Below are 12,891 nucleotides of genomic sequence, written 5' to 3'. Positions count from 1 at the left end.
CATTAGTTCCACAGTGATTTTCCGCTAGAAAACTCTCAGTTTGGCGTCTTTCCGAGACCGTGCCCGCTTAGGCGGGCATGGTTTTCTGGCGTTTTTCCGGGCAATTTCGGGGCTAACCACCGGAAAGCCCCATGGACCTCTCTCTTCAATCATCGACTGCCCAGGCCGTCAGTCTTGCCTCTTCCGAACAGGGAGAACGGCAACAATGGGTCCAGCTCGTCACGCTCGGCTCGATGAAGACCGTGGACGGTCGCGGCCCCTACGTGGTTGACGATGCGAAGGCCGTCATCAGCCGTTCATTCCAGAACATCAGCACCGACAAGCTGCCCATCGACTATGAGCACGCAATCGACAAGCTTGCGCCTCAAGGGTTGCCAGCGCCTGCCGCTGGCTGGATTTCCCAGATGGAAGCGCGGGCTGATGGCATCTGGGGCCTTGTCGAGTGGACCCCGAAGGCGGCGCAGCAGGTGAAGGACAAGGAATTTCGGTTCCTGTCTCCGGTGCTTTTCCACACCAAGGATTTCAAGGTCCTCGCGATTGCCCGCGCCTCGCTGACCAACAACCCGAACCTCACCCTGAAGTCTCTCAATGCGGCTGAGAAAGGCCTTTCCATGGACTACGAGAAATTCATGAGCGATCTGCGGACGGCGCTCGGACTTCCTGCGACTGCGGATGCCGACGCGATCCTTCAGACGGTCAAGACCAGCAAGAGCATGAACAGCGCCGATCCGGCGCAGTTCGTGCCGATTGACATGTTCCAGCAGACCGTTGCGGAACTGCACAAACTGCGCTCCGGCATCTCGCTCCAGGCGGCGGAAGTGGAAGTGGACGGTCACATCAAGGGCGGAAAACTCCTGCCGTTCATGCGCGATTGGGCCGTGAGCCTGTGCCAGGTCAACAAGGCAGCGTTTGATGACTTCCTCACCGGCTCCGGCAAGCCAGTGGGTGAATTCATCTCCAGTCTGCAATCCTCCCACGATTTTTCGAAACAGCGCGAGCGTGACCAGAGCGGAAGCTCGGAGGTGACGGACGTGCATCGCAACCTCGGCCTCTCGGCTGAAGATGTCAAAGCCTATGGCGGAAAGGCCGACAAATGAACATCAACCCGAGCACCATGAAGTCACTGTACGACGGGTTCAACACGTCGTTTAACAAGGGCTTGAGCAGCGCCACGTCGCACTGGTTGAAGATCGCGATGAAGGTCAGCTCCAGCCATGCCGCCGAAAACTACGGCTGGCTTGAAGACACGCCGGGCATTCGCGAATGGCTGGGCGACCGTATCATTCACGATCTTTCGGGCGCGCAGTACCGGATCAAGAACCGGACCTTCGAAGAGACGGTGTCGGTTCCCCGCGAGAACATCGAAGACGACACCTACGGCATTTTCGGGCCGCGCCTGGAGAAGCTTGGCTTCGATGTCGCGCAGTTTCCTGACAGCCTGGTCTTCGACTTGATCAAGGACGGCACCGTGACCAAGTGCTTCGACGGGCAGTACTTCTTCGACACCGATCACGTCGGCTTCGATGAACAGGGCGACCAGGTCGCTGCATCCAACTACGTCGCCGGCGCTGGTCCGAAATGGTATCTCTTCGATTGCAGTCAGCCCCTGAAGCCGATGATCTACCAGGAGCGCCGACCGTTCGATTTCACTTCGAAGACGGCACCGAACGATGACAACGTGTTCTTCCAGAACAAGTACATCTACGGCACCGATGGCCGCTGCAATGCAGGCTACGGTTTGTGGCAGCTTGCCTATTGCTCCGGCGCAACCCTGAACGAAGCAAGCTACGAAGCCGCTCGAACCGCGATGGCGACCCTGCGCCGCCCCAGCGGCAAGCCCCTCAGTATCATGGCAACGCACATGGTGGTTCCCCCGGCGCTTGAGGGCGTAGCTCGCAGGCTGATCAGTTCCACGCTCATCAGCGGCGGCGAAAGCAACATCTGGGCAAATTCCGTCGAGCTGATCGTTACGGCGCACGTCGCCTGAATTCGGTGCCCGTTCCCTGCTGGCGGGCACTGATCGCCGGAGTGGTTTCCCGGCAAGCATGCGTTGGGCGATATCCATGGGTCCAACGTCCTCAAGCGTCCAGGCGACCGTCAGCCGCCTGGACGCACCCTTTAGATGGAAGAGCCATGTCAGACCGCAGCGTGAACTAGCCAGATCGTCGCGCCATTTCCTCGTGTGGTGCGACGTCTAAGCCCCGGCAGTGAGTCCGCCGCTTTCCTCACTGCCGGGGCAAAATTTCCAGGAGCGATCATGTTTCATGATGACGATATCGACGGCCATTTCCATGAATCGCTCAACGTTAACCAAATCCGCGACCTGATCGGAGACGATGAGGCGCATAGTCTCTTTGTGCATTTCGGCGGTCTCCGCTGCTACATTCCGGCGAATGCCGAACGCGAGAACCTGACACTCCTCAAAGCGATTTCGCGGGACAGCGTCAGGAAGCTGGGCAGCGAGATGCCGGGAGGCTACATCAAGATGCCTCTGGCGCGCTCGTTTCTTGTCCAGAGGTACTATGAGCAGGGGCTCAAGAATCGCGAAATCGCGATGCTCCTGCGCATCACCGAGTCCGGTGTTGAACGCCACGTGAAGCGGCTCAGGGATCAGGGGCTAGTGAGCCGGATGCCCAGACCTACAAAGGTCACCTCGAATGTCGCATAACCCGGCCCAATGTCCGAAGGGCTGCCCGCTTCAAAAAAGCGGGCTATCCGGGATTGGTGACGATCCCTCTGACAGACTACCAGGCGCTGCTGAAAGCAAGGCTCGATTTAGAGCAAAGCGGCATTAGCTTCAAACAGCTTTCGAAGCCCCGTCGAAGCACCATTGAACGGGACCCAGAGGTTGCAGTCTTCATCTCCATGAAGCTCGGCCATCTGACAGTACGAGAGATTGAAAAAACGGTTCGGAGACAGTTTGGCGGATCGCGGACACCGTCGCGACAGGCTATCTATCGCTACTGGACGCGTCTCCGCCGGGAAGCCGTCATTCGTGCGGCTGAAGAGACAAATTGAAAAAATGGTTTTTCCGGATTTGCGTGTCAAATTTCCGGATTTGCGTGTCAAGCTACAACGATATTCAGGCAGCCGGACGGGGCAATGGGTTTTTGGTGGGCCCGGAGGGACTCGAACCCCCAACCAAGCGGTTATGAGCCGCCGGCTCTAACCATTGAGCTACAGGCCCAGCCCGGCGCAAAGCCGTCGGGCGGGTTATGGTCACCCCGCACCGGTCACGGGCTCTAACGCAATTTCCGGTATGCGACAAGCCTCTGCCGCATTGGCTTCACAATCACGCGTCATCACAGATGCCGGAAGGGCATTGTGCCGGGTGAGACGAAGAGCTCCGCCGGCATTGCGGGACAAAGGACATATTCCATGCTGAAAATTACACGCGCGCTCGTCATGGCCACGGCTCTGTCGGGTTCGGTTCTCTCGACCGGTTTTGTTGCGCAAGCCGTGGCGGCTGAAGGCCAGCTTCGCGAAGCGACGATCATGGTCTCGGGCGAGGGGGAGGCGGCGATCGCGCCCGATATGGCGGTCATTTCGCTCTCCGTCGTTCGCGATGCAGAGACTGCTGGCGAGGCGCTGTCGGCCAACAGTGCCGCCATGCGTGAAGTGCTTGCCGCCCTCAAGGAGCAGGGCATCGCCGAGAAGGACGTGCAGACCACGGATTTTTCGATCCAGCCGAAATACAAGCAGGAAAACAGAACCGATGGCACCTATGAGGCGCCTGTGATCGTCGGCTACACGGTCAGCAACGGCTTGACCGTTCGGGTTCGCGACCTTGCCAAGCTGGGTGAGATCATCGATCGGTCGGTGACGCTCGGCGTCAACCAGGGCGGTGGCATCACGTTCACCAATGACGATCCGGAGACGGCTATCGAAGCTGCGCGCAAGCAGGCGGTCGAGAAGGCTGCCGCCAAGGCAAAGACGCTGACGGAGGCCGCCGGCGTGAGGATCGGTCGTATCGTCGAGATCTCGGAAAACTTCGCCCGGCCGATGCCGCAAATGTATGCCGCAGCGCCGATGGCAAAGATGGCGGACGAGTCGGTGCCGATCGCATCCGGCGAAAACCGCTATTCGGTGACCGTCAACATCACCTACGCCATCGAACAGTAAGCGCGCCCACCGTTGCGAGTATGAGAAAGGGCCGGTTTTCCGGCCCTTTTTGTGTTCAGTTATCTCGACGACGTTCAAACGTCGAGCGGATGCTCGGCGATCATCTTCGTCAGGCTTCCGTCTGCCGGGAAGAGCGGGATCAGGCAGGCCTGAAGCGCGTGGTAGATGTCGCCCTTGCCGGGGAAGAGGATGTTGGACGGGATGCCGTCTTCGGTCAGTTCCTCGTGCCAGCCGCCGAACTCGCGGTCGAGATTGTTGTTCGCGATGTAGTTCCAGATCTTGCGGTAGCTCTCTTCGTGGAAGTCGCTTTCCTGGTGCTGGCTGAGAAAATGCGCGGCAGCGGCACCCTCGCAAAGCGGCCACCAGAGTTTGGCGCGCTTGTCGGGGGCGTTTTCCCAGTCGAGCGTGTAGAAGAAGCCGCCCTTCTCTTTGTCCCAGCCGAGCGCCATGGACTGGAAGAAGAGGCCGCGTGCCGCATCCGGCATCCAGGCCTGGCGCTTGCCGCCGAGCACCCAGAGCTGCAAGAGAAGCCTTGCCCATTCCAGCCAGTGGCCCGGTGTGGTGCCGGCCGGGCGGAACATTTCGTTCGGGTGATAGTATTTGCGGTCGACCACCCAGTTTTCATCGAAATGCTCGGCGACGCGGAAGGCTTCCTCGCGGGCGCGGCGGTTGATGATCAGGTCGGCGATGCGCTCGGCCTTTGTGAGATAGTGCCGTTCGCCGGTCGCCTCATAAGCGGCCATCAGGCTTTCGGTCAGGTGCATGTTGGAGTTCTGGCCGCGATAGCCTGGGACCGGCTGCCAGTCGGCGGAGAATTCCTCGGCGATTGCGCCGTGCTCTTCTTCCCAGAATTTTTGCTCGATCACCTCGGTGATATCGGCGAGCATGGCGTCGGCGAGCGGGTGGCCGGCGCATTTGGCCGAGGAGGCCGCGAGCAGGACGAAGGCGTGGCCGTAGCCCTGTTTCGAGTCGTCGGCAGGACCTGTGTTATCAGCCTGCCAGAAATAACCGCCGTTCTTCTCATCGCGGTGGCGATCCCAGAGATAACGCATGCCGTGATCGACGATGTCGGCAGAACCTGGCCGGCCGAGCAGGTGGCCGATGGCGTAGCAATGCACCATGCGGGCGCTGGCATGGATGCCACGCGCGGGGTTGTCGGTCGACAGCGGCTTGCCATCGCGCGACAGGTCGTAGAAGCCGCCCTTCGGGTTGATGGCCGGGCCGGAGAAGAAATCGAAGAGTTCGTCGGCGCGTGCCAGCAGCCATTTGCGATGATAGGGGCGGGCGCTCCAGGGGGTGGATGGCAGCGGCTGTGATTGATTTTCCGACATTTCTTCCTCCCTGGACGCATCGTAGCCGTTTCTATAGCCGATCGCCGACGTCGCTTCCACCGCCTGACCTTTGTCACGCACAGATGGATCAAATGTTGACATAAAGATATCTTTATGTGATTTGGGCGTGTCGCATACGCAATAGGAGAGTTCGCAGATGCTCGATCAACTGTTCGGCCGCGAGGGCGCAAACCGTGACGGGGCGGAGATCCTGAAGGCGCTGCAAGAGGCGGCGCGCGAACGCATCCTGATCCTCGATGGCGCCATGGGTACGGAAATCCAAGGCCTCGGCCTGACGGAAGACGATTTTCGCGGCGAACGTTTCCTTGGCTGCGCCTGTCACCAGCAGGGCAATAACGACCTGCTGATCCTGACGCAGCCTGATGCCATCGAGGACATCCATTTCCGCTATGCGATGGCGGGGGCCGACATTCTCGAGACCAACACCTTTTCGTCGACACGCATTGCGCAAGCCGATTACGAGATGGAAGGGGCGGTCTATGACCTCAATCGCCATGGCGCCGAACTCGTGCGCCGGGCGGCCTTCCGGGCCGAACGCGAGGACGGCAAGCGACGTTTCGTCGCCGGTGCCATCGGGCCGACAAACCGCACGGCGTCGATTTCGCCTGACGTCAACAATCCGGGGTACCGCGCTGTTTCCTTCGATGACTTGCGCGCCGCCTATGGCGAGCAGATCGACGGGTTGATCGACGGCGGTGCCGATCTCATCCTGATCGAGACGATCTTCGATACGCTGAATGCCAAGGCGGCGATCTTTGCCTGTGAGGAGCGTTTCCTTGCCAAGGGCATTCGCCTGCCGGTGATGATTTCGGGAACGATCACAGACCTTTCGGGCCGCACGCTGTCCGGCCAGACGCCGACGGCCTTCTGGAACTCGATCCGCCATGCGAAGCCGTTTGCCGTCGGTTTGAACTGCGCGCTCGGGGCAGACGCCATGCGCCCGCATTTGCAGGAGCTGTCGGGTGTCGCCGACACATTCATTTCCGCTTATCCGAATGCCGGGTTGCCGAATGAATTCGGCCAGTATGACCAGAGCCCGGAGGAGATGGCGGAGCTCGTTGCCGGTTTTGCCGAAGAGGGTATCGTCAATGTCGTTGGCGGTTGCTGCGGCTCGACGCCCGCGCATATCGCGGCCATTGCCGAGGCCGTGAAGGGCAGGGCGCCGCGGCTGCCCGCCGAACACCGCCCGTTCATGTCCCTCTCCGGCCTCGAGCCCTTTGAGCTCACCAAGGACATTCCCTTCGTCAATGTTGGCGAGCGCACCAATGTCACGGGCTCGGCCAAGTTCCGCAAGCTGATCACCGCTGGCGACTATTCCGCAGCGCTTGTCGTTGCGCGCGACCAGGTGGAGAACGGCGCGCAGATCATCGACATCAACATGGACGAGGGCCTCATCGATTCCGAGAAGGCCATGGTCGAATTCCTGAACCTGATCGCCGCCGAGCCCGACATCGCCCGCGTGCCCGTGATGATCGACTCGTCGAAGTTCCCGATCATCGAAGCGGGCCTCAAATGCGTGCAGGGCAAAGCGGTGGTGAATTCCATCTCGCTCAAGGAGGGCGAGGAGAATTTCGTCGCCCAGGCGAAGCTCATCCGCAAGTATGGTGCTGCCGTCGTCGTCATGGCCTTCGACGAGAAGGGCCAGGCCGATACCTATGAGCGAAAGGTCGAGATCTGCCGCCGCGCTTATCGCATCCTGACGGAAGAGGCGGGCTTTGCGCCCGAAGACATCATCTTCGATCCGAACGTCTTTGCGGTCGCGACCGGCATCGAGGAGCACGACAATTACGGTGTCGACTTCATCGAGGCGACGCGGACGATCCGGCAGGAAATGCCGCTGGTGCATATCTCGGGCGGTGTTTCGAACCTCTCATTCTCCTTCCGTGGCAATGAGCCGGTGCGGGAGGCCATGCATGCGGTTTTCCTTTATCACGCCATCCAGGCGGGCATGGATATGGGCATCGTCAATGCCGGCCAGCTGGCGGTCTATGAAAGCATCGATCCTGACCTGCGCGAGGCCTGCGAAGACGTCGTGCTGAACCGGCGCCGCGACGGCACCGAGCTGCTGCTGGAGATTGCTGAGCGCTATCGTGGCACTGGCGAGGCGAAGACCCGCACGCAGGACATGACGTGGCGCGAATGGCCGGTCGAAAAGCGGCTGGAGCATGCGCTGGTCAACGGCATCACCGAGTTCATCGATATCGATACGGAAGAGGCGCGCCAAAAGGCCGACCGTCCGCTTCACGTCATCGAAGGGCCGCTGATGGCGGGCATGAATGTCGTCGGCGACCTCTTCGGCGCCGGCAAGATGTTCCTGCCGCAGGTGGTGAAATCGGCCCGCGTGATGAAGCAGGCGGTGGCCGTGCTTCTTCCTTACATGGAAGAAGAGAAGCGGCTGAATGGCGGTACCGGCGATCGCCAGGCAGCCGGCAAGGTACTGATGGCGACGGTGAAGGGCGATGTGCACGACATCGGCAAGAACATCGTCGGTGTCGTGCTTGCCTGCAACAATTACGAGATCATCGATCTCGGCGTCATGGTGCCGGCCACCAAGATCCTCGAAGTGGCGAAAGCAGAGAATGTCGATGTCATCGGGCTCTCCGGCCTGATCACGCCGTCGCTGGACGAGATGGTGCATGTGGCCTCCGAAATGCAGCGACAGGGCTTTAGCATACCACTCCTGATCGGCGGGGCGACAACGAGCCGGGTACACACGGCCGTCAAGATCCATCCGCAATACAAGGCGGGGCAGGCGATCTATGTGACCGATGCCAGCCGTGCCGTCGGCGTCGTTTCCGCATTGCTGGCCGAAGATGGCAACGAGACCTATGTCGAGGGCATCAAGGGCGAATATGCCAAGGTGGCAGAGGCCCATGCGCGGGCGGAAGCCGAAAAGCAGCGTCAGCCGCTGGCGTCGGCCCGGGAGAATGCGGTCAAAGTCGACTGGAGCGCCTACAAACCGACGAAGCCGAGCTTTACCGGCACCAAGGTGTTCGAGACCTATGATCTTGCCGAGCTTGCCCGCTATATCGACTGGACGCCCTTCTTCCAGACCTGGGAGCTGAAGGGTCGCTATCCGGCGATCCTGGAAGACGAGAAGCAGGGCGAGGCGGCGCGACAGCTGTTTGCCGATGCGCAGGCGATGCTCAAGAAGATCATCGAGGAGAACTGGTTCCGGCCGCGTGCAGTCATCGGCTTCTGGCCGGCCAATGCTGTGGGTGATGACATCCGGCTGTTCAAGGATGACAGCCGGAAGGAGGAACTCGCAACCTTCTTCACGCTGCGTCAGCAGATCGCCAAGCGCGAGGGACGGGCGAATGTCGCCTTGTCGGATTTCGTAGCACCTCTGGAGACGGGCCTTCCGGATTATGTCGGCGGGTTCGTTGTGACGGCCGGTATCGAAGAGGTGGCGATCGCCGAACGCTTCGAGCGGGCGAATGACGATTACTCTTCGATCCTGGTGAAGGCTTTGGCTGACCGTTTCGCCGAGGCCTTTGCCGAGCGCATGCATGAACAGGTACGCAAGGAGTTCTGGGGCTATGCTTCGGATGAGGCCCTAACGCCCGAGGAGCTGATCTCGGAAACCTATGCCGGCATCCGGCCGGCGCCTGGCTATCCGGCGCAGCCCGACCATACGGAAAAGGTGACGCTGTTCTCGCTGCTCGACGCGACCAAGGCGACCGGTGTGACGCTGACGGAGAGCTATGCCATGTGGCCGGGCTCGTCCGTCTCCGGTCTCTATATCGGCCATCCCGACAGCTATTACTTCGGCGTCGCCAAGGTCGAGCGTGACCAGGTCGAGGACTATGCGGCGCGCAAGGCTATGGATGTGCGCGAAGTGGAACGTTGGCTTGGGCCGGTGTTGAATTATGTGCCGAAGGCGGTGGCCGCGGAGTAATCGGCTGGCGGGCAATTGCCCCTCATCCCCCTGCCGGGACCTTCTCCCCGTGAACGGGGAGAAGGCGGCAAAACGCCAGCCACACGGCCTTCTCCCCGCTTGCGGGGAGAAGGTGCCCGAAGGGCGGATGAGGGGCCCAACTGGGCGTTCCACCTTTCCATTAGGCCGCTCACAAATCGATTCTGAATTCGCTAGTAAGCTATTGAGGCAGATTCCTAATTGCCTTCACGCCTCCAGCCTCAGCAGGATCGCCGTCGTGTCGTCGCTCTGCTTGTAGCGCGGATATTTCAAGCCATCCGGATCGACCTCCCGCTCCATGTGGCGAAGCTCTGAGACCAGTGACTTCAGCCCCGTCGTCGCAGCGTGCTGGATCAGCGTGGCGGGGGTGTAGAGCTTGTAGAGCGCGACCAGATCGGCGAGGCCGTCGGAGCAGAGGAGGGCTGTGGCGCCGCCGCCGTAGACGGGGACATCCACCATGGCGAGGTAATCGGCGGCTTCGGGGACGATGCCGAAGGTCCAGGTCGAGCCACCTGATGTGTTCTGCAATGCCCGGCCACGACGCAGATCTTCCAGCGTCTGCGGGTCGTCATTGGCGACACCTGCCGCGCCGATGCCGCCGACGCGGGCGATGTGCTCTGCCGCCCGGTGTTGCTCCCATTCATAGGCACCGGGGATCGGGATGACGAAGTCGGACTGGCCGTCGTCATGCATGATATACATGCAGCTGTCGCCAAGGCCGAACCAGCGGAAACCTGATGACGTTGCCTGCAGGGCAGTCAGGCTGCAGAGCGGCCAAGTGTAGCGCGGCTGTTCGCCCGCCGTCGCCAGGAAGGCGTCGCGCCCCTCTTCGGACACGGCTCTCAGCACCGCCTTGGGATCTGAACTGCTGTCGAGCCGCTCGGCAAAACGCAGCGCTGCGAATTCCGCGATCCAGGCGGCGTCCGAGCCGAAGCCATCCATGAACTGGCGGTCGCCAAGGCCGGTTGCGCCGTCGATGACGAAAGCGGCGTGGCTGTTGTAGCCGAGGCGATCCTCGTTTGGTCTCGTGTCTTTGCCGGGGTCTGAAATGGTGTCGATGATGGAAATCTGCGGCATGGCAATCCCGTGCTTGATCGATCGTGCCGGAGCCTCCCGGGCACGTGCCTTGCCTATCACGCGGGAAGAGCGGCGTCAGCCGCGGGCGGCACGAAAGCGGTTCATGATCTCGGCGCGGGTCGGGTCCGTCATTGCGACGGCCAATCCGAACTCCAGCGGTGTCAGCTTTGCTTCGTCGGGATAAATGATTTCGTCCGCGAGGATCTCTTCGGGCAGAAGTGCGCGGACGCGGCTGTCGGTGACCGTGCCGCCATGGACGATGTGCTCGCGGGCGGCGATCTCGGGGTCGAGCAGGTGGTTGATCAGGGCATGGGCGCCCGGTTTATTATGGGCCTTGGCAGGGATCGCGTAATAATCCGTCCAGATCTCTCCGCCATCGGTCGCAATGGCATAGGCGATCTCGGGCACGTCGCGGTGCATCTGCGAGGCGTCATTGCTCCAGCACATGGTCATCCAGGCTTCCCCGGTGCGCATTGCAGGCTGGTAGTCGCTGTCGACGGCCAAGAGGTGCGGCCTGACCCGCATGAGCAGGTCTTCGGCGTGTTGCAGTTCCGTCGGATCCAGGGAGTTGAAGTCGTGGCCAAGCGCCACCAGAGCGCCGCCGATGGCGGTCAGCTGGTAGTCATGCACGATAGTCCTACCCGTCGCCTTCGTCATGGCGACATCGAAGAAGTCGCGCCAGGTCTCGACTGGCTTCAGTTGGCGGCTGTTGTATGCGATGCCGGTCGTGCCGGCGTTTTTCGGCACCGCAAAGATCGCGCCTGCCCGGACGCCGGGCTTCAGGAAGCGGTCGGCATGGGCGGCAAGATCGAAATTCGGCAGGCGTCGGAGTTCGAGGGGCTCGAGCATGTCGCGCTTCACATAGGGCGCGATCGCATACTGGGTGGGGATGATGATGTCCCAGACCCTGCCTCGTTCAAGGGCGAGCAAAGTGCCCTCGTTGGAACCGATGATCGAGACGTCGACCTCTACGCCATAGCGGGCGGTGAAGTCCTCGAAGGTCTTGGGATCATGATAGTTCGGCCAGGTTGCGAGCGAGACCTTCTTGCCGAGCGGCGAACCTTCCGAAGTCGCCACGCTTGTCCTGCTGCTTCCTCCGATGACGAGGGCTGCCATTCCGAGCCCGGTGACAGAGAGAAAATGACGACGCGTGACGGAGCCGCGTTTCAGCCGCATGAATTCGGCCATGAAACCCTTGGCGTCAATCTCCGTTGATGTCTTCTTCCTGACCATGGCTGCTCTCGATCCGTTGCCGGTTTCGTGCAGCCGAAGTTCACCACAAACGGGTTAACGCTATCACACCATATGGCGAAACGTGATTGCGCGGGCAGTCCTCAAACCATGCGGTCGATGATGCTGATGCCGTTTTCGCGGAAGCTGTCCATGGTTGCGAGCGCCGGTGCCGCTTCCGTGAGGGTGATGCGGCGGCCGATCAGGCGGTCCGGAGAGAGCTTGCCCGACAGGATCATGCGGAGCATGGCATCGTAACGCCAGGACTGCATGCCGTGGCTGCCATAGATTTCGAGCTCGTGGGCAATGACGCGTGCCATGGGGATCGCCGGCGTCGCATGCTCGGCGAGCATCAGGCCGACCTGAACATGGCGGCCGCGCCGGCGAAGGTTGAGGATCGAGTTGCAGCAGGTCTGGGGATGGCCGAGCGCATCGACCGAGACATGCGCACCGCCACCGGTCACGTCACGCACTGCTTCGGAGACATCGGCGACCGAACGGCTGTCGATGGCAACGGATGCTCCCAGCGCCTTGGCCAGCGCCAGCTTGTCCTCGGCGATGTCGATGGCGACGACATTGGCGCCGAGCGCAGCACCGATCATGATCGCCGAGAGGCCGACACCGCCGCAACCATGGACTGCCAGCCATTCACCGCCCTGCAGACGTCCCTGGTCGACCACCGCCCGGAAGGAGGTGGCAAAGCGGCAGCCAAGGCTGGCCGCCGTCTCGTAGCTGATCTCAGTCGGCAGATGCACGAGGTTCTGGTCGGCATAGTCGATGGCCACATATTCGGCGAACGAGCCCCAATGGGTAAAGCCGGGCTGGAATTGCTCTTCGCAAACCTGCTGGTTGCCGGAGCGGCATTCCATGCAGTGGCCGCAGCCGGAAACGAAGGGCACCGTTACACGATCGCCGACCTTGAAGCGGCGCACGTCACGGCCGACAGCCGCGATCGTGCCGGCCAGTTCATGGCCGGGGACGTGGGGAAGTCGGATATCGGGATCGTGGCCCATCCAGCCGTGCCAGTCGCTGCGGCAGAGGCCCGTTGCCTTCACGGAGATGACGACGCCGGCATTGGTCGGCGTCGGATCGGGTAGCGTGCGGATCTCCGGTGTTGCACCGAATGCTTCAAAATACATCGCCCGCATGGGATATCCTTCAGATGCGAATGCCGCCCTTGCGGACGGCATTCCG

General features: G+C 61.3%; 10 protein-coding genes and 1 tRNA gene. 6 read left to right on the top strand and 5 right to left on the bottom strand.

The window, feature by feature from the left end; translation table 11 throughout:
* Positions 1-131: 131 nt before the first annotated feature.
* From D4A92_RS19605 to D4A92_RS19590, 4 genes are all read left to right on the top strand, one after another.
* Positions 132-1,097, top strand: coding sequence for a phage protease (locus D4A92_RS19605; RefSeq protein ID WP_203016710.1), 966 nt, complete (start codon positions 132-134; stop codon positions 1,095-1,097).
* A complete protein-coding gene (locus D4A92_RS19600; RefSeq protein ID WP_203016709.1) occupies positions 1,094-1,987 on the top strand; it encodes a Mu-like prophage major head subunit gpT family protein in 894 nt (297 codons plus the stop codon). The genes D4A92_RS19605 and D4A92_RS19600 overlap by 4 nt, the downstream gene beginning before the upstream one ends.
* Positions 1,988-2,257: 270 nt before the next feature.
* Positions 2,258-2,668, top strand: coding sequence for a MarR family transcriptional regulator (locus D4A92_RS19595; protein ID WP_203016708.1), 411 nt, complete (start codon positions 2,258-2,260; stop codon positions 2,666-2,668).
* A 53-nt stretch (positions 2,669-2,721) separates the two neighbouring features.
* Positions 2,722-3,018, top strand: a complete 297-nt coding sequence (locus D4A92_RS19590) for a hypothetical protein (RefSeq protein ID WP_203016707.1) — start codon at positions 2,722-2,724, stop codon at positions 3,016-3,018.
* 93 nt (positions 3,019-3,111) lie between these two features.
* Here D4A92_RS19590 and D4A92_RS19585 read toward each other — a convergent pair.
* Positions 3,112-3,187, bottom strand: a tRNA-Ile gene (locus tag D4A92_RS19585).
* Between the two features lie 191 nt (positions 3,188-3,378).
* Here D4A92_RS19585 and D4A92_RS19580 point away from each other — a divergent pair.
* Complete coding sequence (locus tag D4A92_RS19580) at positions 3,379-4,122, top strand: SIMPL domain-containing protein (RefSeq protein ID WP_246753983.1); 744 nt, start codon at positions 3,379-3,381, stop codon at positions 4,120-4,122.
* Positions 4,123-4,196: 74 nt separating this feature from the next.
* Here the strand turns inward: D4A92_RS19580 and D4A92_RS19575 are convergent, their stop codons facing one another.
* Positions 4,197-5,453: an AGE family epimerase/isomerase gene (locus D4A92_RS19575; protein WP_203020061.1), complete on the bottom strand. Its 1,257-nt coding sequence runs from the start codon at positions 5,451-5,453 to the stop codon at positions 4,197-4,199.
* A gap of 157 nt (positions 5,454-5,610) precedes the next feature.
* On the opposite strand from D4A92_RS19575, the gene metH reads away from it, so the two are divergent.
* Complete coding sequence (gene metH, locus D4A92_RS19570) at positions 5,611-9,372, top strand: methionine synthase (protein WP_203016705.1); 3,762 nt, start codon at positions 5,611-5,613, stop codon at positions 9,370-9,372.
* A 225-nt stretch (positions 9,373-9,597) separates the two neighbouring features.
* Here the strand turns inward: metH and D4A92_RS19565 are convergent, their stop codons facing one another.
* The 3 genes from D4A92_RS19565 to D4A92_RS19555 form a co-directional block, all read right to left on the bottom strand.
* Positions 9,598-10,467 carry a hypothetical protein gene (locus D4A92_RS19565; protein ID WP_203016696.1) on the bottom strand — a complete coding sequence of 290 codons (870 nt, stop codon included), beginning with the start codon at positions 10,465-10,467 and terminating at the stop codon, positions 9,598-9,600.
* 75 nt (positions 10,468-10,542) lie between these two features.
* Positions 10,543-11,700, bottom strand: a complete 1,158-nt coding sequence (locus tag D4A92_RS19560; RefSeq protein WP_203016695.1) for an ABC transporter substrate-binding protein — start codon at positions 11,698-11,700, stop codon at positions 10,543-10,545.
* 101 nt (positions 11,701-11,801) lie between these two features.
* Positions 11,802-12,845, bottom strand: coding sequence for a zinc-dependent alcohol dehydrogenase family protein (locus D4A92_RS19555; RefSeq protein WP_203016694.1), 1,044 nt, complete (start codon positions 12,843-12,845; stop codon positions 11,802-11,804).
* Positions 12,846-12,891 lie beyond the last annotated feature (46 nt).

It is taken from the genome of Rhizobium rosettiformans (assembly GCF_016806065.1).
Classification (GTDB): Bacteria; Pseudomonadota; Alphaproteobacteria; order Rhizobiales; family Rhizobiaceae; genus Allorhizobium.
Note: the sequence above shows the minus strand (reverse complement) of the source record. Positions and strands in the feature narration are given on the sequence as shown.